The 24,951-nt window shown below is 54.0% G+C and carries 23 protein-coding genes; 17 read left to right on the top strand and 6 right to left on the bottom strand.

Features of this window, described 5'->3' with window-relative positions; genetic code table 11:
• Positions 1-27 precede the first annotated feature (27 nt).
• Positions 28-2,637 (bottom strand): bifunctional acetaldehyde-CoA/alcohol dehydrogenase, encoded by a 2,610-nt coding sequence (gene adhE / locus H8B09_RS20440; protein WP_191205417.1) that lies wholly within the window; start codon positions 2,635-2,637, stop codon positions 28-30.
• Between the two features lie 647 nt (positions 2,638-3,284).
• On the opposite strand from adhE, the gene H8B09_RS20435 reads away from it, so the two are divergent.
• The 3 genes from H8B09_RS20435 to H8B09_RS20425 are packed head-to-tail and all read left to right on the top strand — an operon-like array spanning position 3,285 to position 5,556.
• Entirely contained in the window at positions 3,285-3,722 is a 438-nt protein-coding gene (locus H8B09_RS20435) for a GAF domain-containing protein (protein ID WP_191205416.1), read from the top strand.
• A gap of 33 nt (positions 3,723-3,755) precedes the next feature.
• A complete protein-coding gene (locus H8B09_RS20430) occupies positions 3,756-4,409 on the top strand; it encodes a response regulator (RefSeq protein WP_191205415.1) in 654 nt (217 codons plus the stop codon).
• Complete coding sequence (locus H8B09_RS20425) at positions 4,402-5,556, top strand: PAS domain-containing sensor histidine kinase (RefSeq protein ID WP_224753808.1); 1,155 nt, start codon at positions 4,402-4,404, stop codon at positions 5,554-5,556. The genes H8B09_RS20430 and H8B09_RS20425 overlap by 8 nt, the downstream gene beginning before the upstream one ends.
• Positions 5,557-5,828: 272 nt before the next feature.
• Here H8B09_RS20425 and H8B09_RS20420 read toward each other — a convergent pair whose 3' ends face one another.
• Positions 5,829-6,569, bottom strand: coding sequence for a DUF3153 domain-containing protein (locus H8B09_RS20420; protein WP_224753807.1), 741 nt, complete (start codon positions 6,567-6,569; stop codon positions 5,829-5,831).
• Between the two features lie 162 nt (positions 6,570-6,731).
• On the opposite strand from H8B09_RS20420, the gene H8B09_RS20415 reads away from it, so the two are divergent.
• Positions 6,732-8,711, top strand: a complete 1,980-nt coding sequence (locus tag H8B09_RS20415) for an ABC-F family ATP-binding cassette domain-containing protein (RefSeq protein ID WP_191205413.1) — start codon at positions 6,732-6,734, stop codon at positions 8,709-8,711.
• Positions 8,712-8,790: 79 nt separating this feature from the next.
• On the opposite strand, the gene H8B09_RS20410 is transcribed toward H8B09_RS20415, so the two are convergent.
• Positions 8,791-9,006, bottom strand: a complete 216-nt coding sequence (locus H8B09_RS20410) for a hypothetical protein (RefSeq protein ID WP_191205412.1) — start codon at positions 9,004-9,006, stop codon at positions 8,791-8,793.
• A 448-nt stretch (positions 9,007-9,454) separates the two neighbouring features.
• The gene (locus H8B09_RS20405; protein ID WP_191205411.1) at positions 9,455-10,411 is read right to left on the bottom strand and encodes a D-2-hydroxyacid dehydrogenase; all 957 of its coding nucleotides are present in this window, start codon (positions 10,409-10,411) and stop codon (positions 9,455-9,457) included.
• A 129-nt stretch (positions 10,412-10,540) separates the two neighbouring features.
• Here H8B09_RS20405 and H8B09_RS20400 point away from each other — a divergent pair, with 129 nt between their 5' ends.
• A complete protein-coding gene (locus tag H8B09_RS20400) occupies positions 10,541-10,780 on the top strand; it encodes a DUF6953 family protein (RefSeq protein ID WP_191205410.1) in 240 nt (79 codons plus the stop codon).
• Positions 10,781-10,904: 124 nt separating this feature from the next.
• Here the strand turns inward: H8B09_RS20400 and trxB are convergent, their stop codons facing one another.
• Positions 10,905-11,843, bottom strand: coding sequence for a thioredoxin-disulfide reductase (trxB, locus tag H8B09_RS20395; RefSeq protein ID WP_191205409.1), 939 nt, complete (start codon positions 11,841-11,843; stop codon positions 10,905-10,907).
• A gap of 371 nt (positions 11,844-12,214) precedes the next feature.
• Here trxB and H8B09_RS20390 point away from each other — a divergent pair, with 371 nt between their 5' ends.
• The 4 genes from H8B09_RS20390 to H8B09_RS20375 all read left to right on the top strand — a co-directional run bounded on the left by H8B09_RS20390 (position 12,215) and on the right by H8B09_RS20375 (position 15,689).
• Entirely contained in the window at positions 12,215-12,895 is a 681-nt protein-coding gene (locus H8B09_RS20390) for a response regulator transcription factor (RefSeq protein WP_191205408.1), read from the top strand.
• A complete protein-coding gene (locus tag H8B09_RS20385) occupies positions 12,892-14,277 on the top strand; it encodes a sensor histidine kinase (RefSeq protein ID WP_191205407.1) in 1,386 nt (461 codons plus the stop codon). Before H8B09_RS20390 ends, H8B09_RS20385 begins: the two co-directional genes overlap by 4 nt.
• Positions 14,278-14,364: 87 nt before the next feature.
• Positions 14,365-15,249: a UTP--glucose-1-phosphate uridylyltransferase GalU gene (gene galU, locus H8B09_RS20380; protein ID WP_224753806.1), complete on the top strand. Its 885-nt coding sequence runs from the start codon at positions 14,365-14,367 to the stop codon at positions 15,247-15,249.
• A gap of 62 nt (positions 15,250-15,311) precedes the next feature.
• Complete coding sequence (locus tag H8B09_RS20375; RefSeq protein WP_191205669.1) at positions 15,312-15,689, top strand: metal-sensitive transcriptional regulator; 378 nt, start codon at positions 15,312-15,314, stop codon at positions 15,687-15,689.
• An 80-nt stretch (positions 15,690-15,769) separates the two neighbouring features.
• Here the strand turns inward: H8B09_RS20375 and H8B09_RS20370 are convergent, their stop codons facing one another.
• Positions 15,770-16,165, bottom strand: coding sequence for a VOC family protein (locus H8B09_RS20370; RefSeq protein ID WP_191205406.1), 396 nt, complete (start codon positions 16,163-16,165; stop codon positions 15,770-15,772).
• 274 nt (positions 16,166-16,439) lie between these two features.
• On the opposite strand from H8B09_RS20370, the gene H8B09_RS20365 reads away from it, so the two are divergent.
• The 8 genes from H8B09_RS20365 (at position 16,440) to H8B09_RS20330 (ending at position 24,941) form a co-directional block, all read left to right on the top strand.
• A complete protein-coding gene (locus H8B09_RS20365) occupies positions 16,440-18,719 on the top strand; it encodes a heavy metal translocating P-type ATPase (RefSeq protein WP_191205405.1) in 2,280 nt (759 codons plus the stop codon).
• A 27-nt stretch (positions 18,720-18,746) separates the two neighbouring features.
• Entirely contained in the window at positions 18,747-19,742 is a 996-nt protein-coding gene (locus H8B09_RS20360; protein WP_191205404.1) for a DUF8832 domain-containing protein, read from the top strand.
• A gap of 68 nt (positions 19,743-19,810) precedes the next feature.
• Positions 19,811-20,023, top strand: coding sequence for a cation transporter (locus H8B09_RS20355; protein ID WP_191205403.1), 213 nt, complete (start codon positions 19,811-19,813; stop codon positions 20,021-20,023).
• 74 nt (positions 20,024-20,097) lie between these two features.
• The gene (locus tag H8B09_RS20350; protein ID WP_191205402.1) at positions 20,098-20,370 is read left to right on the top strand and encodes a hypothetical protein; all 273 of its coding nucleotides are present in this window, start codon (positions 20,098-20,100) and stop codon (positions 20,368-20,370) included.
• 314 nt (positions 20,371-20,684) lie between these two features.
• Positions 20,685-21,797, top strand: coding sequence for a GntR family transcriptional regulator (locus tag H8B09_RS20345; protein ID WP_191205668.1), 1,113 nt, complete (start codon positions 20,685-20,687; stop codon positions 21,795-21,797).
• A gap of 136 nt (positions 21,798-21,933) precedes the next feature.
• Positions 21,934-22,629, top strand: a complete 696-nt coding sequence (gene araD, locus H8B09_RS20340; RefSeq protein ID WP_318152668.1) for an L-ribulose-5-phosphate 4-epimerase — start codon at positions 21,934-21,936, stop codon at positions 22,627-22,629.
• 186 nt (positions 22,630-22,815) lie between these two features.
• Positions 22,816-23,253 (top strand): Rrf2 family transcriptional regulator, encoded by a 438-nt coding sequence (locus H8B09_RS20335; protein ID WP_191205401.1) that lies wholly within the window; start codon positions 22,816-22,818, stop codon positions 23,251-23,253.
• A gap of 347 nt (positions 23,254-23,600) precedes the next feature.
• Positions 23,601-24,941 (top strand): FxLYD domain-containing protein, encoded by a 1,341-nt coding sequence (locus H8B09_RS20330; RefSeq protein WP_191205400.1) that lies wholly within the window; start codon positions 23,601-23,603, stop codon positions 24,939-24,941.
• Positions 24,942-24,951 lie beyond the last annotated feature (10 nt).

Here is a 24,951-nt window from a genome sequence, read left to right as displayed (position 1 = left end):
TACTTCCTCCTTCTCGGGTGTCAGCGTTTATTCGAAGTGACCGTAGAACGATTTGCGGTAAAGCTCTGCAAGTTCCGTAACGAGCGGCATGCGCGGATTCGCCGTTGTGCATTGATCCTCGAAGGCGCGGTCCGCAAGATAGTCCGCCTTCATCTCGAAGTCGGCGGCGTTAACGCCCATCGCTTCGAACGTTTCCGGAATGCCGAGCGCACGGTTCAACTCGCGGATCGCGTTGATCAGGCTAGAGACGCCTTGCTCCGTCGAACGCGCGGGCAGTCCGAGCATGCGGGCGATCTCGGCGTAACGTTCGTCGGCGCGGAAGTGATCGTACTTAGGGAACGATGCAAACTTCGTTGGCCGTTTCGAGTTATAACGAATAACGTGCGGCATCAGAATCGCATTCGTCCGGCCGTGCGACGTGTGGAACTCGGCGCCGAACTTATGGGCGAGCGAGTGGTTGATGCCAAGGAACGCATTGGCGAACGCCATGCCTGCAATCGTTGATGCGTTGTGCATTTTCTCACGGGCGATCGGGTCTGCTTCGCGGAACGATTTCTCCAGATTGCCGAACACCAGCTGGATTGCCTTCATCGCCAGACCGTCCGTATAGTCGCTCGCCATGACCGAGACATAGGCTTCAATGGCGTGGGTGAGGACGTCCATGCCGGTATCCGCTACAACGTTCTTCGGCAGGCTGTACACATACTCAGGGTCAATGATTGCGATGTCTGGCGTAAGCTCGTAGTCGGCTAGCGGATATTTCGTATTGCCGTGTTTCTTATCCGTAATGACGGCGAACGAGGTAACCTCTGAGCCAGTACCCGACGTCGTTGGGATCGCCACGAACTTCGCTTTGCTGCCGAGCCGCGGATATTTGTACACCCGTTTGCGAATATCGAGAAACTTCTGTTTCAGCCCTTGGAAGTCGGTATCCGGGTATTCGTAGAACAGCCACATCGCCTTCGCAGCGTCCATCGGGGAGCCGCCGCCAAGCGCGATAATGCAGTCAGGCTTGAACGAGTTCATCACTTCCGTGCCGCGCTCGACCGTATCGACCGAAGGGTCAGGCTCAACCTCGGAGAATATCTCAATCGCAACCGGCGTCGCCCGTTTGCGAAGCTGGTATTCCACCTTCGCCGCATAGCCAAGCTTCACCATCATCGGGTCGGTAATGATAAGGACGCGCGAGATGTCAGGCATTTTGGCAAGATACGAGGTCGCGCCTTTCTCAAAATAGAGCTTCGGCGGCAGCTTGAACCACTGCATGTTCACCGTCCGATAAGCGACGCGCTTCAGGTTGAGCAGGTTAACGGCCGTCACGTTCGACGTCGTCGAGTTATGACCGTAAGATCCGCAGCCGAGCGTGAGCGAAGGGAGGTTCGTGTTATAAATATCGCCGATTGCGCCATGCGTGGACGGCGAGTTGACGATGACGCGTCCGGTCTGCAGCCGCGCGGCGAATGCATCGATGATCTTCTGGTCGTTCGAGTGGATGACCGACGAGTGACCCATGCCGCCGAAGGCGACGACCTGTGCGGCCAGCTCGATGCCGTGCGCAGGGTTGGCGGCTTTGTAGCAGGCGAGTACAGGACTCAGCTTCTCAGCGGAGAGCGGGTAAGCTTCGCCGACGCCGTCCAGCTCGGCGACGAGCACCTTCGTGTCCGCAGGAACCGTAATGCCTGCCATCTCCGCGATTCGAGCGGCTGGCTGTCCGACGATGACGGCGTTGACTGCACATTTTTCTGAGTTGATGACCAGCTTGCTGACGGCTTCCGTTTCCTCCTTGTTGAGGAAGTAGCAGCCAAGGTAGTTCATCATCATTTTGACTTGCTCATAGACAGGGGCTTCAATAACAACGGCTTGCTCGGATGCGCAAATCATGCCGTTGTCGAACGTTTTGGACAGGATCAGATCGGTGACAGCCTGCTTCAGGTTGGCGGTTTTGTCGATGAAACAAGGGACGTTGCCTGGGCCAACGCCAAGCGCTGGCTTGCCGGTGCTGTATGCGGATTTCACCATTGCGGATCCTCCTGTTGCGAGTACGAGCGCGACATCGGGATGGTTCATGAGCAGCTGTGTGGCCTCGATGGACGGTTGTTCAATCCAGCCGATACAGCCCTCTGGCGCGCCTGCTTTTATTGCAGCTTCGTACAAGGTGCGGGCGGCTTCGACGCTGGACTGCTGAGCGGATGGGTGGAAGGCGAATATAATCGGGTTGCGCGTCTTAATCGCAATAAGTGTTTTGAACATCGTGGTTGACGTCGGGTTCGTTACGGGCGTGACGCCGGCGATGATGCCGACTGGCTCGGCAATGACGCGATAGCTTTCATGCGTGTTGTCTTCGATGACGCCGACGGTCTTGTTGTGCTTAATGCTGTGGTAGATATATTCCGTTGCAAAAATGTTCTTCGTAATTTTATCCTCATACACACCGCGTCCCGTTTCCGTAACGGCGAGCTTGGCGAGGCGCATGTGCTGGTCGAGGCCAGCTAGTGCCATTGCTTTGACGATCTCGTCGATTTCGTCCTGCGTGTAATTCATGAACTGGCCTAACGCGTGTTTCGCTCTCGCGACGATGTTGTCGATCCGTTCTTGTACTGAGAGCTGCTCGGTAAGTTTCGTTTCCTTAACAGCCATACCGGATTCCCCCTACATCATTGGTTGGTCCAGCGGCCTTCGTTGCCAGAAATGCCTGCAATGCGGCTGAACCATCTCTTACAAGATCATCATACGACGAAGGTGATCAGGCACGAATCGGGGGATCTCCTGAAAAAGGACGCGTAGATTACCTGATTATGGGGAGGGGCATTGTGAGGGTTTGCTCTTGATTGCCACTTTGTACTGTTTAGGTGGGTTATCTTTTGCACCATCTGATAAAGGTTTAGTGTCCCGAAGGGACCAATCGTGCTGGTGCGCCAATAGTAAAGCGTGTCCCGCAGGGACTAAAGCGAGCATAAGCACACAGTCACTCAGGCGCATCGAAATGTAGGCACACGTTCGAATGGATCTAGTCACATGCTACGTAGAGCGTGTCCCAAAGGGACATCAGCGGGCATATGCACTAACGTATCAAAGTGAGTCCTCGGGTGTCCAGAGGGCAGAGCCCTTGGCTCCTTCTCTTAGAGGGATAGGGTGGCCCCCTCAAAATCAGGAGATTCCCTGACATACATATCTGTATTAAACGGCTACAATGATAGTAAGCAATCATTAGACGAATGAATGGGAACGCTTTCAAGAATGGATATGAACAGCGAATGGCGCTCCGGACTAGGGAGGAACACACAGTGAATGGGGGCTATACGTTCGCGGCTTCGGATATGCAGGCGGACCGCTGGCGAGAGGAGACGGGCAGCGATTTTGCCGGCATAGCGAAGCTGGACGAGGAAGGGAAGCTGCGTTGGGCAGGTTTGTCTGGAATCACAAGCACTCGAACGGCGCAGCTGACGTTCAAGGGTGCAAGAGGAGACGGGTTTATTGCGACGGCGATTCGGTCGGGCAGACCGGCGGCATACAATGGACGGGCCGCAGCAGGGTCGGCGATCCGTGCGAGAAGCGAGCCGCTGCTTTTAGCGGAGTCATTATTAGCGGCGATAGCGCTGCCATACCTTGACCGGACAGGGCAGTTGACCGGCTTGTTGATCGTTGGACGTCGAAGCGCTGTGCCATATAGCGAATCGGATATTGCGAACGCACTCGCCTCATTTTGCCAGAATGGCCTATAATAGAGAAATAAATTCATAGCGGGAGGTAAGGGAGTGACTACGTTATTAATCGTGGACGACCATGCGGTCGTTCGTTCTGGGCTTCGCATGCTGCTGGATGGGCGTCAAGGGATGACGGTCGTTGGCGAAGCGTCCGAGGGGGACGAGGCGATACGGCTGGCGCATAAGCTGAATCCTACCGTGGTGCTGATGGACCTCAGCATGCCGCATGGCAAGGATGGCCTGACGGCGATTGCGGAGCTGAAGAGCAGCCTGCCGGATTTATACGTGCTTGTGCTGACGATGCATGACGACGATGAATATTTGTTCCGGGCGATTCATGCCGGCGCCTCCGGCTACATTCTCAAAAACTCGCCGCACGAGGAGCTGCTCACCGCCATCCAGACCGTTGCCGAAGGCAATGCCTACTTGCTGCCTACAGCGACCAAACGGTTGATGAGCGACTATGTGCAGCGGCTTCGGGCAGGCGAGCAGCCGGATGCGTATGAGCTGCTGTCGGAGCGGGAGAAAGAGATTTTGGAGTGGATGGCGAAGGGTTATGCCAACAAAGACATCGCAGAACAGCTCATCATTAGCGTCAAAACGGTAGAGACGCATCGGAGCCACGTCATGGAGAAGTTGGGGCTGAAGACGCGTCCGGAGTTGATCAAATATGCGGTAAAGAAGGGGCTGCTGCATTTTGACTGAGCATGATCCGAAATCGACATTGCCAGAGGAACGATCCCAGTCGGGAATCGGCGATAATGTGGCTAGATTGCTTGAAGAGTTGGATAGCAATCTCGATGACGAGACGTTCCGCGCAGGGCTGAAGCAGTCGCTCGCGCAGCTGTCGCGTATGCGGTTCGCGCTGGATGAGTCGTCGATCATTGCGGTTACGGATGCCAATGGGGTTATTCGTTATGTGAACGACATGTTCTGCCGGGTATCCGGCTATTCCCGCGAAGAGCTGCTAGGCAAGACGCATCGCCTTATCAATTCCGGTTATCATGACAAAGCGTACATGCGCGGGCTGTGGGAGACGATCTCAGCAGGCCGTGTGTGGCAGGGCGAGCTGCGCAATCGAGCGAAGAGCGGTGCATTCTACTGGGTCAAAACAACGATCGTCCCTTTCCTGGACGAAGAGGGACGGCCGGTTCAATATCTCGCGATACGCAATGACGTGACGCAACTGAAGGAGACCGAAGAGCAGCTTCTGCGCATGATGAACAAAGTGATGAACATTCAAGAGGAGGAGCGCAGACGCTTCTCTCGCGAGCTGCATGACGGCATCGGCCAAAGTCTGTTCACGCTGCTCATTCGAGTCGATCGGATGATCGCCGACCGGCAGGCGGAGTCCGATAAGGAGCTTGGCGCGCTGCGGCGCGAAATCTCCAGCATGATGGAGGATGTCCGCTCGCTTGCTTGGGAGCTTCGCCCTTCTGTGCTGGATGATCTGGGCGTTGTGCCGGCAATTCGGACTTATATTGATAACTACTCCGAGCATTATGGCATCAAAGTGCATTTCACTTGCAATCTATTAGGCAGACTAGATTCCGCTTGCGAGACGGTCATGTATCGCGTCATTCAGGAAGCGCTGACGAACGCTGCCCGTTATGCGGGGGTTGATGAGCTGTCGGTGAGCATTCACGAGCTGTCGGAGACCGTGGAGGCCATCATCATCGACAGCGGTCGCGGGTTTGCGGCAGATACGCCATCGCAAGGCGTCGGCCTGTTCAGCATGGAGGAGCGTGCGCGCGGCATCGGCGCTTCGCTGCTCGTTCATTCGGAGCTCGGACGAGGAACGCGGGTAGAGCTAGTGCTGCCGAAGCGTCGTCCTGGCGGAAGTGTGTTGTAGTCGATGTTTTGAACAGCAAAGAGAGCTGTCACCAGCATACGCTTGGGGACAGCTCTCTTTGCTGTGTGACTAGACCGATCACATTATAGGTGCACTTCTACACCTACAGCAGGCGAAATCCACGCCGCAGGTGACTGTAGGTGCAGAAGTGCACCTTCAGTTGGTAAAATTTCCATCGCGGATGCCAGTAGGTGCAGCTATGCACCTACAGAAGGAACTCCCCATCGACGGGCCCAGCAGGTGTATGAGCCATCTCACCTACCGGCCCCGTACTATTTCAATCGATTCCGTCTGCGTTTCTTCCGTACCAGTACAATCACGGCGGCTGCGAGCACAACGAGGACAGCGCCCGCGGCGATCGCAATATGACGGATATTCGGAACATGCACCTCGACTTGCACGTTGTTCTCCTTCGTGGCGGACAAGTGCCAGGTTAACGATTTGCCGCCATTCGATACGATATCGGCGTTGTTAGTGGCAGCGCGTATCGGCATGGTCAACTTAAAGTCGAGCCCAATCTGGCGGAGCGCCAAATTCCGAACGAGCGGGGACAATGAGGCGAGCTTATCATCGAGCTTGCTGCTTAACTGCTCAGGGATGAGCTTCGTCAAATCGACAGAGGCGGATACGGCTTCCGTCGTGTACCACCAGCTGTTTCGCTCTGTTGTACGGGTAACCTCCACGCCAGGAATTTGCACGGTTGCACCTTTGCGAAGATCGATTTCACGGGAGGCACGCAGTGTCTTGCCGCTGTTTGCGGACTCCACCGGATTGACCTTGAAGCCATGTTGGGACAACTCGCTGCTGATCGAATCCCACAGCCAGTCGCCGCTGATCGCTTGCATTAAAGTGCTGTCGAGCGTGATGGCTAGATTAAGCTGAGCGGTTCCGTTTGCTTTGACATGCAGCTCCGCCTCGCCTTTGGCACAACCTGTTAGCGTGATAAGAAGCGTGAGGGCGAGCAGCATAAGCAGCATTTTCATATATGTAATCGGTCTAATAGAGTGGATCATAGCGTTCTCCTGTCCGAAGTTGCTTCTTGTTAGTTGCTTCTAGTTGGTACTTTAAGCGATCGTACGGCTGCATTGCAAGCTGGGCAGACAGGCTGACCGAAGGGGATTATGTTATAATAAGGGGATGTTGGCTGTGAATAACGGAAAAGAGCGTGAATAACGATGCATATATTGTCTGTTGAACATTTGACGAAAACGTATGGTGAAAAAACACTGTTCGAAGATATTTCATTTGGCGTTGCGGAAGGCGATAAAGTCGGCATTATCGGCGTGAACGGAACAGGTAAGTCGACGCTGCTGAAAGTAATTGCAGGACTTGAGCCTGCGGATTCAGGCACCGTATCGATGTCAGGCCGTGTAATCGTGCGCATGCTGGCGCAAAATCCGTCTTACAATCCGGAAGAGACGATTCTCGAGCATGCGCTCGGCGGCGATTCGCCGCAGCTCGCTGCGGTCAGAGCTTATCATGCGGCACTCGAGGCGCTTGAGCTGAATCCGGCAGACGAAGCACAGCAGCAGAAGCTGGTGGCGGCGAACGGGAAGATGGACGAGCTGAATGCATGGCAGCTGGAAAGCGATGCGAAGATGGCGTTGTCCAAGCTTGGTCTTCACGATTTCAGCCTGCGGATGGGCGTCCTGTCAGGCGGTCAGCGGAAGCGGGCGGCGATGGCGGCAGCACTTGTACAGCCATCCGATCTGCTCATTCTCGACGAGCCTACCAACCATATTGATAACGAGTCGGTTGCATGGCTGGAAGCGATGCTGCAGAAGCGCCGCGGCGCATTGCTTATGATTACGCATGATCGTTATTTCTTAGATCGTGTGGCGAATCGGGTGCTCGAGCTGGACCGCGGCCGCGCCTTCTTCTATGAAGCGAACTACAGCCGTTTCCTCGAATTGAAGCTGGAGCGCGAGGAGCGGGAAGCAGCGTCGGAATCGAAGCGGCAAAATCTGCTGCGCAACGAGCTTGCTTGGATTCGCCGGGGCGCGAAGGCGCGGACGACGAAGCAGAAAGCGCGCATCGACCGGTTCGAAGAGTTGAAAGCTCAGGCACCTGCTCAGGCTGGCGGCAAAATGGACGTATCGGTCGCATCGTCCCGACTCGGACGCAAAATCGTCGAGCTCGAGCAAGTCAGCCACAGCTTCGGCGGCCGGACGTTGTTCCGGGATTTCACCTATAAGACGGTGCCCGAGGATCGGGTCGGCATAGTTGGCCGCAACGGCAGCGGCAAGTCGACGCTGCTCAAGATTATCGGCGGCCGCCTGCAGCCGGAAGAAGGCGTAGCAGATATCGGACCTACGGTGAAGATTGGATGGTTCTCGCAGGAGCACGAAGAGATGGACGAATCGCTTCGCGTCATCGAATATATCCGTGAAGGCGCGGAGCAGGTGAAGACAGCGGATGGCAGCAGCGTGTCGGCAACGCAGATGCTCGAGCGCTTCTTGTTCCCGCCAACGATGCAGTGGACGTATATCAGCCGCTTGTCGGGCGGCGAGAAGCGCAGGCTGCAGCTGCTTCGCGTACTGATGGAAGCGCCGAACGTGCTGCTGCTCGACGAGCCTACCAACGATCTGGACATTGCTACATTGTCGGTATTGGAAGACTATCTGGAAGATTTCCCTGGCGTTGTCTACATCGTATCCCATGACCGGTATTTCCTCGATCGCACGGTGGATCGACTGTTCGCTTTCGAAGGCGGTACGGAAATCGCGATTCACGCAGGCAACTATACGGAGTATGAGGAACGGACGGGCGGCGGTGCACGGGACGGAGCGGACAATGATGCAGTTGGTAAAGCGTCTGGCGCTTCCGCGGCATCCGGCGGCAAACAAGCTGGGGGCAGCGCAGCCGCTGCTTCTAGCGCATCGGCGGATGCGGGTTCGGATGGACGTACGAAGTCGCTGAAGATGTCGTACAAAGATCAGAAGGACTTCGAGTCCATCGACGGTTGGATCGAGGAGACGGAGACCGCCCTCGCGAATGTCGCGCAGCGGATGGACGAGTCGGGCAGCGACTCCGTCTTGCTTCAGCAGTTGATCGCGGAGCAGCAGCAGTTGGAAGCGAAGCTCGAAGAGCTGATGGAGCGCTGGACGTATCTCAACGAGCTGGCCGAACAGATCGAAGCGCAGAAGCGGAAGTAGAGTATGCTAAAGAACAGAGCCCCCACCATGTCACATGCGTGACAATGGTGAGGGCTCCGTATTTTTCCGCGTACGCAATCTATCGCTTGCGCAGCTCGAATATCTCGCACTCTGCGCGCGAGTAGTAGGAGACGTCGCTGACGCTCGCTTGGATGACGACCGTGTTGTCGTCGAACCGGACGAGCACGCCACCGTTCTCGATCATATGATCGTCACGGAAAACGCGCAGCTTCAACTGCTTATCAAGCGCTTCTTGAAAATCGTAGTCCGTCATTAAACGGCGATTAATCGACATCGGATCAAGCACTCCTAACAATAATAAGTATGTTTCAAATCCCGCAGGGATCGTCCCAATTGCGCCCTCAGATCCCGCAGGGATCATTTCCTGCAGCAGTCCCAGATCCCACAGGGATCATCCCTAATTGCGGTCTTAGATCCCGCAGGGATCGCCCCTAATTGCGGTCTTAGATCCCGCAGGGATCGACTAGCGGGAGCGCCTACAGTAGAGCGTGTCCCAAAGGGACGAAAGCGAGGATCAGCACACAGAATCTCAGGACCATCGAATCGTATGCGAACGTTCGAACGTACCCAGTTACAGCTGCACAAGCTGAATCCTCCCAACGTACCTAGACCAGTCCTGCGGGTGTCCAGAGGGCAGCCGCCCTCGGGGCCCTCCCTCTCGGGAGAGGGAGGGTTTGGGAGGGTGTGCGTCCCTGAGGGTTTGGGTGGGTGTGCGAAAAAACTTAGTATCTAAGCGTATAATCAACAATATTCCGATCCGGACGACCGGTCCCGATATAGCTCTTGAAATTATGAATGAACAGGTCAGCTACACGCGCGCTATATTGGTCGGACTGACCGCCGATATGAGGCGTAATGATGACGTTGTCGAGCGACCACAGCGGATGACCCTCTGGAAGCGGCTCCGGTTCCGTAACGTCGATTCCGGCGCCGGCAATGACGCCATCGCGAAGCGCTTGTACCAGATCATCGGTCACAACGGAAGGTCCGCGGCCGACGTTCACGAAGAAGGCCGAACGTTTCATCTGCGCGAATACTTCCGCATTGAACAGACCATTCGTCTCCTCCGTTAGAGGAAGAAGATTAACGACATAATCGCTCTCGGCAAGTACTTCACTTAAGCCGGACATATCGTACATGCGATCATACGGATCTGCGGGCTTGCCGCTGCGGCGCACGCCAAGTACAGTCATATTGAATGCACGGCAAATTGTCGCAAGCTCATTACCGATTTCGCCGGCGCCAATAATGCCAATCGTCTTGCCGTGAATCTCGCCATAGCTGCGCGAGAGCTCCCATCGTCCTTCGACTTGATTGCGGATTGCGCTATGTACATTGCGTGTGAAAGCAAGCATTAATGCTAGTGTTGTCTCCGACATTTGATTCGGGTGAACGCCGCTCGCATCGGTAAGCACGACGCCTCTTGCAGCCAGCTTATCAAGCGGCAGCTTATCGACGCCTGCCGACCAGCCTTGAATCCAGCGGAGCTTCGACTCTGGCAGCAGGCCGTCCGTCTCTACAGCAGGACTGTAGCCGAGTACAATTTCGGCATCGCGGAACAAGCGGCTATCGAGATCTTTGACTTTGCCAAAAATAACGTCCCAGCCCGTTGCTGCCTCTCGAATACGTGCTTGCTGCTCGGGCGTATACCCGCCCATAGCTATGATAGTACGACTCATGATGATATCCCTCCATGCTTTAAGAAGTTGTTCAAGAACCCGTTGCAAATAGGACTCTTGAACACGCACTGTAAGATCGTCTAACTAGTATAACAGAAAACAGATTTCAGAATCTTAGGAGCGTGACATATGACGACAGTAACAGCAGAAGAGGTTGCACAATGGATGTTGAATGAATTGAAGAATAAAGGGATTTTGCACCAAGAGGAAGCGACCAATTACATCGCCAACCATTATGGCGAGTCTTTCCTCTATGTGAACGACAATGGCAACTTGTCTATCGGCAAAGATGTGAAGAAGGCATTCCGCAAGCTGCATAAGGGGCGGGCGGCTTGGGAGCGGGACGGTTTCTTCTGGGGCTGGGTTTAGGATAAAAAAAAAGGGGCTGCGCCATCGGTAGATTCATATCCTCCCGAAGGTGCAGCCCCTTATACGTTGCATTTACTAAATATTATCGTCCGGAGGTCCGGTCCGAAATGATATTTCGTGACGATTAAGCTTTCACAGCGCTGTGAGCTTCCTCAAGGAAACGCTCGGCTTCAAGCGCAGCCATGCAGCCGCTGCCTGCAGCCGTGATCGCTTGGCGGTATTTCGTATCTTGTACGTCTCCGCAAGCGAAGACGCCTGGAATGTTCGTCTCTGTCGTACCTGGCTTTACAACAATGTAGCCATTATCGTCTGTTTCGATCTGTCCGCCGAGGAAGCCAGTGTTCGGCGTGTGGCCGATCGCAACGAATACGCCGTCCGCCGGAATAACTTCTTCTTGTCCCGTTGCATTGTTGAGTACTTTCAGACCCGTTACACCCATGCCGCTTGCGACAACTTCAAGCGGCGTGTTGTTGAGCGCCCAGCTGATTTTGTCGTTCGAACGAGCGCGATCCTGCATGATCTTCGATGCTCGCAGCTCTTCGCGACGGTGTACGAGCGTAACATCCGTTGCGAAGCGAGTCAGGAAGTGAGCTTCTTCCATTGCGGAGTCGCCGCCGCCGATGACGACAATCTTTTTGCCGCGGAAGAAGAAGCCGTCGCATGTTGCGCAAGTGCTGACACCGCGCCCAACGTTCGTCTCCTCGCCTGGGATGCCGAGATATTTGGCCGAAGCGCCAGTCGAGATGATGATCGATTCCGCTTGGTATACCTTGCCGCCCTCGACGTTAATCGTGAATGGACGCTGGCTGAAGTCGACGTTGTTAACCCAACCCGTCGTGAACGTAGCGCCGAAGCGCTGCGCTTGTTTGCGCATATTGGACATCAGCTCGGAGCCGAGAATGCCTTCTGGGAAGCCTGGGAAATTCTCAACTTCGGTCGTTGTCGTCAACTGTCCGCCTGGTTGCGGGCCTTCAATTACGAGAGGCGCCATATTGGCGCGCGCCAGATAGATTGCGGCTGTCAGACCAGCAGGGCCGGTACCGATAATGATTGTTTTGTGCATATGAATGTCCTCCTGAAGTGAAACTGTATTTAAATCGAGTACAGTTGAAGTTGTTCTTAAGTTTAGATTTATTACAAAGAGTTGTCAATGGATTTTAAGCCTTCTCTAAGGAAGCGGCTGACAGCGCTATGCTATGATAGAGTCAGTGATCCATAGCGTGAACGGACAGCGACATGACGCTGCGGTTATAGAGGTTGTTCAAAAAAGTCCACTTTTGACCACATAAGAATCAATAAGTTTTCGAGTCTCTCTAAAGAACAGATTCTTATTGGCGATAAAACCTACCTCTAAACGCGGTCGCTCATCTTCGAAAGGCCTCGATAGAGGTTTTCTCATCACGAAGCATCACAAGGAATGAGGGAGAGAGCTTTGTGGCCAAAATATTAGTAGTAGACGACGACGCGAACATTCGCACCTTAGCGAGCGTATTCCTGAAGCGGGAAAGCTTCGATGTGCTTCAGGCGACAGATGGCGAGGATGCGCTGAAGCAGCTGGAATCGGTCCGCCCCGACATGGTGATTATGGACATTATGATGCCGCGGATGGACGGTTGGGCGCTGTGCGAGGCGCTGCGCGATACATACGGCCAGGATATTCCGCTGCTGATGCTGACGGCCAAAGGCGAGACGTCTCACAAAGTGCGAGCATTCGAGCTTGGCGCTGACGATTATTTGGTCAAGCCGTTCGATCCGATTGAGCTGGTGGTGCGCGTGAAGGCGCTGCTGAAGCGGTACCGGATCGTCGCATCGCATCTAGTGGAGGTGGGGCGGATTGCGCTTAGCCGCGTCGAATATGACGTGATGGCGCCCGAAGGACGCGTGAAGCTGCCGCCGAAGGAATTCGAGCTGTTGTTCAAAATGGCCAGCTACCCGAACAAAACGTTCTCTCGCGAACAGCTTATCGAGCAGCTGTGGGGTGTCGATTATGAAGGTGACGAGCGGACGGTCGACGTCCATGTGAAACGGCTGCGCGAACGGTTCCCAGAGGAGACATCGGGCTTCCGGATCGTGACGATCCGGGGCCTTGGTTACCGGCTGGAGGTGGCGGGGTGATCATTCGCAGTCTGTATGTTCGCTTGGTCGGGATGTTTCTTATTGTCGTCCTTGTGAGCATCGTCGCATCATTCCTGCTGACGTCGCAGTCGTTCAAGCGGGATATTCGCACCGAGGTGTCGGTGCAGCTAGTCAATACGATTGCCGACATTGAGCGGTTATATGACGTGGCGTCGCCACGCGCGCTGCTGCCATTCTTGTCTGAGACGGCTAGGCTGCAAAATGTGTCCATCGTCGGCGTCAGCCCCGATGGACGCTGGTTTGGTTTTGGCCAACATTTTCGTGAGATTGGCAGCCAAATGACTGCTGAGCAGGTGCAAACGATTTTTAAAGGTCATACGGTTGTCTTTAACCTGCAGCAGAATGATACGACCGGACCGCTGCAGAAAATTGTAGTCGGGCAGATCGCCCGATTCGGCCAGCTTGAATTAGCCATTCTGACTACTCCTGACCGAGTTCCGCAGGAGCGCAGCTTTATGCGCACCTCTAACATGCTGTTACTGTCGATGCTGATTGTCGGCACCCTTCTATTCTTCATTGCTGCGCATTATGTGGTCAGTCCGCTTAAACAGCTCATGCAAGCTACAACTCGGCTGGCGAAGGGGGATTTCTCCGTTCGCGTGAAGATGAAAAGGAAAGACGAGCTGGGCAAGCTGGCGGATAGCTTTAACCAAATGGCAGACAGCCTAAGCCGCATCGAGACGATGCGGGCAGACTTCGTATCCAGCGTCTCGCATGAATTGCAGTCGCCGCTGACATCGATCGGAGGCTTCGCTGAAGCGCTCCGCAGCGCGGATGTGACAGAGGAAGAACGCAATCATTACGTTGATATTATTAAGCAGGAGAGCGGCAGAATGTCGCGGCTTAGCGATGGCCTGCTGCGTCTTGCCTCGCTTGACTCGCAGCATCATCCGTTCCACCCGCAGCCGATTCGGCTGGACCGCCAACTGCGGGATGTCGTGTTGTCATGCGAGCCGCAGTGGGCAGACAAGTCGATCGAGCTGGAGCTGCATTTGCTCGAGACAACCGTCGATGCGGATGCGGATGGACTTAATCAGGTGTGGCTTAACATTTTGCACAATGCAATTAAGTTTACACCGGAGGGCGGACGTATTACGATATGGATGAAGGAAAATGATGGAAAAAATTCGGTGACGGTACGCGTAAGCGACTCGGGTCCCGGCATCTCGGAGGAGGCGCGTGCGCGTGTATTCGAGCGCTTCTATAAGGCGGACCCTTCGCGCGATCGGAGCATTGGCGGCAACGGGCTTGGGCTATCGATCGTCAAGCAAGTCATTACGCTGCATGGCGGTACGGTCGAGGCTGAACCAAACGGCGCGGATGGCGGCGCTGTCATTGCCATAACGCTTCCGACAGGATAGAGGGTTATCATGAATAGACGCGATTCGGCATACGATTCCCAATATGGCATCAAATGAACGATTCGAAGAAAGGCGGATGCAGCGCTTATGATGGAGAGAAAACGTGTACGTAAAGCCATTATTCCAGCAGGCGGATTAGGCACGAGGTTTCTGCCGGCCACTAAAGCACAGCCGAAGGAAATGCTCCCGCTGATCGATAAACCTGCGATTCAGTACATCGTTGAAGAAGCCGTCGCATCCGGCATCGAGAGCATCATGATCGTAAGCGGCCGCAACAAACGGGCGATCGAGGACCATTTTGACAAATCTGCAGAGTTAGAGATGGAGCTGGAGGAACGGGGCAAAGAAGAGATGCTCGAGATGGTTCGAAGCATCTCGCAGCTTGCTAACATCTGTTATGTTCGACAACGGGAACCGCTTGGGCTTGGTCATGCGGTGCTCAGTGCGAAAGCTTTTGCCGAGAATGAACCGTTCGCTGTATTGCTTGGAGACGACATTCTGCTATCGGACCCGCCATGCTTGAAGCAGATGATCGATATGTATGAGCAGACAGGATCGTCAGTCGTTGCGGTTATGGAAGTGCCGATGGACCAGACGCATAAGTATGGCATCGTAGATTTAGAGAGTCCTGGCTATTCGGGCCGTATACGCGGCATGGTGGAGAAGCCGGCGCCTAACGAGGCTCCGTCTAATCTGGCGGTTGTTGGCCGCTACGTGCTTGATCCTGCTATATTTGGTCTGCTAGACGATGCCAGGCCGGGCAAAGGCGGAGAAATTCAGCTGACAGACTCGCTCGTGCGGCTCAATCGATTCTCCCCGATCGAAGCATTCCCGTTTGTTGGTATTCGCCACGACATTGGCGATAAGCTGGGTTTCGTGCAGGCAACGATCGATATGGCGCTGAAACGGCCGGATCTATCGGATGCGGTGCGGGCTTATATGCTGGAGCGTCTGTCCCCTTCACATACCTAGCAGGGGTATGTTAGAATGATCGCAAATACGTGCGAGGGGGCGGAAGCGGTATGAGTGAGGAAATGCGAACAGCGACAGATGAGCAGAAGGAAGAAGCTTGCGCTGGCACCAGTGCAGGATCGCATCATCATGAAGCATGTCATACGGCGGCTAATGATGCGGTACGGAAAAGCCATCATTCTGATAAGATGAAGAGCAGCCTCGTGAGCCGACTTAATCGCATTGAGGGCCAGATTCGCGGATTAAAGGGCTTGATCGAGAAAGATACGTACTGTGATGATGTTCTAATTCAGATCGCATCGGTACAGTCTGCGCTTAATGGCGTCGGCAAGCTGCTGCTCGAGGAGCATATGCGCAGCTGTGTCGTGGAGCGTCTGCAAGACGGCGACACCGATGTTATAAGCGAACTGTTGACGACAATGAATAAATTGATGAAGTAAACAATAATACAGCCTCAGCTTGGTAATAATCGAGCTGAGGCTGTTTTTGTGTCATCTGAAGATGAGGCAAGGAATAGAACCTACCACTCAACTGCGAAGAGGCGATTCCCGCTCGGATCGAAGAACCTGAGGCTCTTGCCTGCGCCTTCATTTTGATGGATTTCATCTACAACGACGCCGCTCTCAAGGAGCCTGTTTCTAAACTCTTCCAGTTTATCTCCGACAACGACTTGCAACGAATAGTATGGGTTTGTGCGGAAGCCGGGTTCACCTGCATACCAGATGCTGTCCTTGTCCGGATCGTGATCGGAGACAATTAGAATCTCTTGTTTGTTCGGCAGCCTCAATAAAACCGGTCCCAACCACCATACGATCTCACAATCGAGATACTTTACGTAAAAGTCGACGGCTTGCTTCTGATCTGAGACCGGGATTGTGATGTCGAGCCGCATTACCATCGGTTCTTTTGTTTCCATATCCATCACCCTTTCACACGTATTTTCCATTTCTTGTTTAATAAATTCAATAAAGAGGGAGTATTTCCTCTATTTATATGGGTTGTTATCGTATGACTAAGACACGGAGTAGTGATGTGTACTACTGCGGAACAGTCAGGTACAGATGAGAACCAAAACGATGCAACATCCGAGGTTCTGAATTTTCCCATAAATTTGCGAATTTTGCTTGACACAATATAGGGGGTGGGGGTATACAATAGAAGTGTAAGGTAAATGAGCGAGGTGATCGAAGATGCAAGCGAACAATGAACAGATCGACCAGGCTTCGGCAGCGATTGCTGATACAGCTTCGGCTGATTTTAACTTAGAAGGAATGACCTGCGCTGCTTGTGCGAACCGGATTGAGAAAGGGCTCGGCAAGCTGCCGGGTGTTGAGAAGGCAACCGTCAACTTCGCAATGGAGACGGCACATGTGGAATACAATCCTTCAGCGGTGTCGCCAATGGATATGGAACGCAGGGTGACGCAGCTCGGCTATACGGCGGTGCAGAAGCAGAAAGAGGCGCAGCTGGCTAGCAAGAAGGATCGCACAACGGCGCAGCGCAATCGGTTGTTCCTTTCGATTATTTTGTCGCTTCCGCTGCTGTGGACGATGGTATCGCACTTTGCATGGCTCGACTGGATTTACTTGCCGGAATGGCTGGCGAATCCATGGACGCAGTTAGCGCTGGCGACGCCGGTGCAGTTCTATATTGGCGGACCGTTCTATATTGGTGCCTTTAAGGCGCTGCGCAACCGAAGCGCCAATATGGATGTGCTCGTTGCGCTCGGTACATCTGCGGCTTACTTCTACAGTCTGTACGAGACGATCAAGTGGCAAAATGCAGGCGGAACGATGAGCGGACACGGAATGATGGCGGAAGGGCCGCAGTTGTACTTCGAGACGAGTGCGATTCTGATTACGCTCGTCATAATGGGTAAGTTGTTCGAAGCGCGGGCGAAAGGACGGTCTTCCCAAGCGATTCAATCGCTTATGAAGCTGCAGGCGAAGACAGCGACCGTACTGCGTGATCGTGAAGAGCATGTAGTGCCAGTTGAGCAGGTTGTTGTTGGCGATGTGCTGCTCGTGAAACCAGGCGATGCAATCCCAGTCGATGGCGTTGTGCTTGACGGACAATCGTCGGTGGATGAATCGATGCTGACAGGCGAGAGCATGCCAGTGGATGTAAGTGCTGGCGACCGCGTTATCGGCGCTTCTCTTAACCGCAACGGCGTGCTGAAGATTCGGGCAGAGAAGGTTGGCGCCGACACCGCCCTCGCGCAGATCATTAAAGTCGTTGAGGATGCACAGAGCTCGAAGGCACCGATTCAACGGCTGGCCGATGTTATCTCGGGCGTATTCGTCCCGATTGTCGTAGCGATTGCGGTAATTACTTCCGCCATCTGGTTCATCTGGATCGAGCCGGGCAACACAGCGCAAGCGCTTGAGATTGCAATTGCTGTTCTTGTCATCGCCTGCCCTTGCGCACTTGGGCTGGCAACGCCGACATCCGTCATGGCGGGATCGGGCCGGGCAGCAGAGCTGGGCGTGTTGTTCAAAGGCGGCGAACATCTGGAGCAGACGCATCGGATCGACACGGTCGTGCTTGATAAAACGGGTACTGTTACGCACGGGAAACCGCAGCTGACGGACGTTGTTGCCGATTATCCGAATGAGCTGCTGCGGCTGGTCGCTGCAGCGGAACGCTTGTCCGAGCATCCAGTTGCGGAGGCAATTGCAGCAGGCGCCAAAGCTCGTGGACTGTCACTTCCCGATGCAGAACAGTTTGAGGCGCTTCCGGGTTACGGTATTCAGGCAGTCGTTGAAGGTCATGAACTGCTTGTTGGAGCACGTCGTCTGCTGGAACGGTACGGTGTTGATCTGACAACTGCGGATTCAGCAGTAGAATCCTCGCTTGAAGCACAAGGGAAGACGGTCATGCTGGCTGCGGTCGATGGCTCGTTCGCTGGACTCATCGCAGTGGCCGATACGGTCAAGGAATCGTCACGTGAAGCGGTTTTACGGCTTCGTTCATTGGGCATACAGGTAAGGATGGCTACGGGTGATAATGAACGGACAGCTGCCGCGATTGCGCAGCAGGTTGGCATTGAGCATGTGATCGCCGGAGTGCTCCCTGAGCAGAAAGCTGCCGAGATTCAACGGCTTCAGCAGCAAGGACATAAGGTGGCAATGGTTGGCGACGGCATTAATGATGCACCGGCGCTTGCCGCGGCCGATGTAGGGATCGCAATCGGCACAGGCACCGATGTAGCGGTTGAGACGTCGGATGTGACGCTCATGCGCGGCGATCTGGGCGGGATCGCGGATGCAATTGAGCTAAGCCGGGCAACGATGCGCAACATTCGGCAGAACCTGTTCTGGGCGCTTGCCTATAATGCAATCGGCATTCCGATTGCAGCCGCTGGCCTGCTGGCGCCTTGGGTTGCCGGAGCTGCGATGGCGGCAAGCTCTGTATCAGTCGTTCTGAACGCGCTGCGGCTGCAGCGGCTTCGTCTTCGTCAGCCATCGTGACGATATCAACATGGAGCTGATGAACGAATGAAACAAACGATAAAGCTGCTGCTGGTCGTTATGTTGGCTAGTACCTTGACGGCGTGTGACCGTGGTGATGAACGGGCTGCAAGTACGGCTGCTTCAACGGCAGATCACACACACGCAGTAGAAGATATGGATAGTACGGATTCTCAGGCTGGTGTTGAAATTGGTCCGCCGCCCTTATCAGCGTCGAGCGATGAGTTGGGAACGGGCAGCGCTGTTCATCATCAGCATGATGGATTGAGTGATGACTCACATGCCTCGCATGATGGAATGAATATGTCGGCATCAGAAGAGAACCTGAGCGAGAATGTGCAGGCGGTACTCGCACCTACAGCAGGGGAACTGCAGGCTGGGCAGGAAACAGAACTGACGATTCGGATTCTTGGCGAGAACGGCAAACCGATAGAGAAGTTTGCGCTGAGCCATGAGAAGCTGCTTCATCTTATTATCGTCAGCGAGGATATGCAGCAGTTCCGGCATATTCACCCGGGTTATGACGGCGACGGCGTATTCCGCGTTATGACCCAGTTCGCTGCTGGCGGGCGGTATAAGTGGTTCGCCGATTTCGTTCCTGCTGGCGGCTCGACCATCACGCGCGCCGGTTGGCTGACAGTCAACGGCAAACCTATTTATGATTCTCCTGCTCCGCAGCCTGACGCCAGCCTTGTGCAGAAGGTGGACGGTATTGAATTCTCGCTCGCTATCAGCCAGGCGAAAGTGGGCGAGAATGCGACGCTCACCTATACGTTCCGCGATGAGAAGACAGGTAAAGAGCTGACGGATATGGAGAACTATTTGGGAGCGGCGGGGCATGTCGTTATTTTGTCCAAGGATATGGAGACGTATCTGCACGTTCATCCGAAGGATTCGAATAGCGGCAGCTCATCCGCATCGTTCTCGACCGTATTTCCGGCCAATGGCATCTATAAGATATGGGGACAGTTCCAGCGGGAAGGCCGCGTTGTTACCGTACCGTTCGTCATTCAGGTCGGATGAGTCATGGACGAGAGGGCATGGCACGTATCATATTAAAGTAGCAGGATATCATGGAAGGGGAGATTCGAATGTCCGTTCAACAAACAGTATTGAAAGTATCCGGTATGTCTTGCGGTCATTGTGTCAAAGCAGTGGAAGGTGCACTCAGTTCGCTTGGCGCCAAAGGTGAGGTAAGCTTGGCGGAGGGCACGGTCAACGTGACTTTCGATCCGGGCAGCGTAACGCTCGATCAGATCCGCGATGCAATCGAAGATCAGGGCTACGACGTGGCGAAAGCTTAATAGCTGTACTGAACGAACAGCCTTAGTGACGGGGTCCCCTTGCCGCTAAGGCTTTATTATTGGGAGAGTGTACAGTGAGAACCTATACGTTAGAGAATAAGCCGGATGCTATGTTCACTCGAGCACAGCTGCGAAGGATGGGGTTAAAGCCGGTAGCTGGCCATACCGGATACGTAATCTACACACCGCACCGCAGGCGGTACAAATTGTACACGCTGGAGCATGCACGGCCGATGGATCCCTCAATGGGTTATTCGATCTTAGTGGCTGATGACTCGGAGGATGCGAGACGAAAGTTCGATGAGATTAGAGCAAGGTTCGCGGACAAGGGGATTCATTCCCGTTAGTTAGATCAAGGCTGTTAGGGGCCTCCTTTCACTTCCTTTTTATACCAAACGATATTGTGCATTTATGCACCTAGCTGGCTGCCTGAGCGAACAGATACCTCCGTAGTTGCAGAATTCCACCTAACTAGCGTTCTAGATGCGCATTATCACTCCGTAGTCGCAGAATAGCACCTATCTGCTGCCCTAAGTGCACATGACCATGAGCGATCCACACGCCACCATCCTTATTTCGGAAAAAAGCAGGCAATCATGTACGTACAAGTGAACGGTATGATATACTATAGGGCATACAACTTAACGTAATGGGGTGTGTCGTGAAGGATCAACAGACGCCTAAATATATACAATTGAAGCAGGAGATATTGTCTTGGATTGTAACGGCGCAATTCAAGCCGCATGACCGGCTTCCTTCAGAGAATGAGATCGCGAGGCGCTTCGAGATGAGCCGGCAGACGGTTCGCCAGGCGCTCGGCGATCTGGAACAGGACGGCTGGCTTTATCGTACGCAGGGCAAAGGGACGTTCGTCGCGGAATCCCAGACGGCAGCGGACCGCAAGCCATCGCCGGTTGGCATGACGATCGGCATGATTACGACGCATATTTCGGACTATATATTCCCGACGATCGTCCGCGGCGTCGAGTCTTCGCTGCGTGAACGCGGAGCACGGCTGCTGCTTGCCAGCACAGACAACGAGAAGCCGAAGGAGCGCGACAGTCTAGAGTCGATGCTGCACGAGCCGCTGGCCGGTCTCATCATCGAGCCGACGAAGAGCGCGGAAGGCAATCCGAACTTCGATTACTTCCTCGCGCTCGACGCTCGGCAAATCCCATATGTCATGCTGAACGAACGGTATACGGATGTCGATGCGCCATGCTTGAAGGTGGACGACGAGATGGGCGGCTATCGGGCGGCCGAATATTTGCTGCGAATGGGCCATGAGCGAATAGCCGGCTTCTTCAAGACGGATGACTATCAAGGGGTGCATCGGATGCGCGGCTTCCTGCGGGCGTTCCGTGAACGCAAGCAGCCGGTCGCTGCCGATTGGGTCGTCCGGTATTCGTCAGAAGAGAAGACAAGCCGTCCGCTTGAAGCGCTGGAACGTATGCTGGAGCGGGAAGCAGAGGAACGGCCGACGGCGATTTTTTGCTACAATGATGAACTGGCTGTACGGATGCTCGACATCATCAGGCGTCGCGGGCTGACTGTACCGGATGATCTGTCCATGATCGGCTTCGACGATTCGAATCTGGCTGTCGCGACAGAGGTGAAGCTGACAACGATCGCTCACCCGAAGACGAGCATGGGAACGGATGCTGTCGAGCTGCTAATGAAGCTTATTACGCAGCGTACGCCGCGCGGTTCTTGGAAGGATGTCGTCTATGAGCCAACGCTTGTAGAACGGGAATCGGTGAAGGCTTTGACGTAAAAAAACGCGTGACATACTTGTACGTACAACCTATAATTAATGCATGCAAATACAGCAGGATGTCCGTATAAGTTAACCCCTTATAAGTTGGCATCCGGAGCAAGCAATTGATAGGCATGAGAGGAGTGCTTCATTCATGTTGGAATCGTTGAAGAAAGCCGTATGGGAAGCGAACATGGAGCTGCCGAAATACGGTTTGGTTACATTCACATGGGGTAACGTTAGCGGCATCGACCGCGAGAGCGGTCTGGTCGTTATTAAGCCAAGCGGCGTACCTTATGAAGAAATGCGTCCTGAGCATATGGTCGTTGTCGATCTCGACGGCAATGTAGTAGAAGGCAACCTTCGTCCATCGTCCGATACGCCAACGCACGTTGTGCTGTACAAAGCATTCCCGACAATTGGCGGCGTAGTGCACACGCACTCGCCATGGGCAACGAGTTGGTCGCAAGCGGGCCGTTCCCTGCCTGCGCTCGGAACGACGCACGGCGACTACTTCTATGGTGAAGTACCTTGCACGCGTCCAATGACGGAAGCGGAAATCCAAGGTGCTTACGAGCATGAAACAGGCAATGTAATCGTGGAAACGTTCGAGAAAGGCGGCATCGATCCTGCACAAGTGCCGTCCGTATTCGTATTCAGCCACGCGCCATTCTGCTGGGGCAAGGACCCGCACAATGCGGTGCACAATGCCGTCGTACTCGAAGAGTGCGCGAAGATGGCCGTTCATACGTATGCGCTCAACCCGAACACGCAGCCAATGGATCAGAATCTGCTGGACCGCCACTACCTGCGCAAGCATGGCGCTAACGCTTACTACGGTCAGAAGTAATTCGTCTGCCGTGCAAGTCATGTAGTGCGTCTTAGTAAGTTAGGTAAGGTTAGCGGGGGCGGCGCGCCCCGGCGGGCTTCGATGCCCGTGAAGCGCAATGGCTTATTGGGCGCGGTCCTTGGGATCGTGCCTCTTTTTTTGTCCTATAAAAAAGAAGCTGTTTGTCTATAGAGCAGGGGGGAGCCAATGAGCACAGTCAGTCGCGGAGTCAATTTAGGGCCACCTCGTTTTAAAGTTGCAGTCCACGCCTTAGTATGGCTTGCAAGCAGCGGCGGTTTACTGTCGAGTGCGGCGATCGCCAGCCGCGTCGATGCACATGCAACCTTCATGCGCCGGGTGATGCAATCGCTGGTTACTGCGGGTATCGTCGCATCCAGGGGTGGGCGTGAAGGCGGTTATGTGTTAATCAAGCAGGCCGAGAGCATTACATTAGGTGAAATCTATGAAGCCGTTGACCTTCAGACAGCGGCAGCTCTCCAGGTGGCTGATCAGGCCGAATTATCTGCTCGGTTTGAGCAAGAGCTGGTCGGTATATTAAAGGAAGCCGAGAAGCAGGCGATCGCCTATTTGCAGCATTATTCGATAGTAGATGTGATGAATCGGATCGAGTTTTTCAAATGTTAAGTTTTTTGACAGAATATAGGGCTGTTCAGCCTTCTTTACTCGGATTATAATGTGTTTATTCAAGTTGCAATTAAGATAAGCGGTGTACGTTAGTCCATTCATTAGCTGTCGAGAGCGCTCGACGGCTATTTTTATGAAATATAAGACTTTATAGATTTGACTTGTACGAACAAGGTATGTTTTTCTTGCGTGAGACGTGCTGTACCTCTCAAAGGATGGCAACAACCGTGTCACCTTGGGACTATCCTCACGTTGGATATGCCTATTAATTGTTTTACAATGAAGATTGCTGGTTTTAATAGGACAAGTAGATTCGTTCGAATCTTCAAATATTGAGGTGAAACATCATGTATTGTGCTTACTGCGGAAGACAGAACCATCAGCCGGACGGCCGGTACTGCGGCTACTGCGGTAAATTGCTCGACTCTGACTTGCTGAAGGAGGAAGAAGGGGAGCAGGAAGCTGCTGCGGCTGGCGCAGAGAGCGGGGAAGCTCTTCCTCATTTTGCCGAGCAATTGGCAGCTTCGTTGTCGCAAGGCGTTCGCAGCGAGTCGGAATATAAGGCGCTCGAGGGGATAGAGTCTGATCTGTTGAATGCAGGTGAGACGGATGATGGAGAAGAAGCTTTAATCCCGAGAAAAAACGGAATTCGCATCTATACTTGGCTCGTACCGGTGCTGCTTGCTCTGCTCGTCAGCGCGGGCGTGTACGGCTATTATTCCTATGAGATGCTGCAAAATGAGCGTGTGACCAGCTGGCAGAATGAAGCGAAGCGCCAGGCGATACATGGCAGCTATGAGTTGTCCGTACAACTGTTGGATAGGGCGATCGCAGTACGTCCAAAGCTTACGGCGCTGAAGGCTGACCGGGCCATTGTGCAAGAGGCCGCGGATGCGGCACGTAAGTTGAATAGTGCAACCGATTTGTTAAAGGACAACAAGCTCGAAGAATCGAGTCGACTGCTGAATGAGGTAAGCCAATCGCTTAATAAGCGCGAAGAGGAGCTGTTCGAGCCGCTGCGTGCCAGCTTGAAGCAGCAGCAAGCGGAGCTGACAGTCCAGCAGATTCAATCGGAGCTGGCTGGGATCGAATCTGTGCAGGAGCTGATCTCTAAGCTGCGGGTTGCAGATGGTCTTAACAATGCCGAGGCAGGAACTGTACATGATCAGATCGTATCGCGAATCGGCGAGCTATCGATTCAGGAAGGCGAGCGGCTGTTAGAGCGAAAGAGCTTCAGCGATGCGGCTTCTGCGGTGGGGATCGGACTTGAATACGACAGCAGCAACAAGAAGTTGAAGTCGCTCAAGGAGAAGATCGCTTCCGAGAAGAAGGCGTATGAGGATGCGGAGCAGAAGCGAATCAAGCTGGCTCAGCAGAAGGCGGCAGAGGAAGATCTGAGGAACCGTACGGCGGCAGTAGAGGTCGAGAACCTCGCTTCGACGCTGGATGAGAACGGGGATATCCATATTCATGCGGAGCTGCGCAATACAGCGACGAAGACGATCTATTCGGTTTATGTTGAATATACGCTGCTCGATGCGTCAGGCAATGTGATCAACACCGGTACGATTTATGCAACTCCGGATCAAGTAGAGCCGGGAGAGACGGCTGTCGTTGATAACATTTACTATAACGCTTATCAGAAAGCACAGGTTCGAATCGACCGTGCTGGCTGGTTCTTGGAATAAGTGAGGTCTG

Origin of the sequence: Paenibacillus terricola, assembly GCF_014779765.1 — a bacterium.
In the GTDB taxonomy this organism is placed as follows: Bacteria; Bacillota; Bacilli; order Paenibacillales; family Paenibacillaceae; genus Paenibacillus_T; species Paenibacillus_T terricola.
The sequence above is the reverse complement of the archived record's forward strand: the minus strand, read 5'-3'. Positions and strand labels throughout refer to the sequence as shown.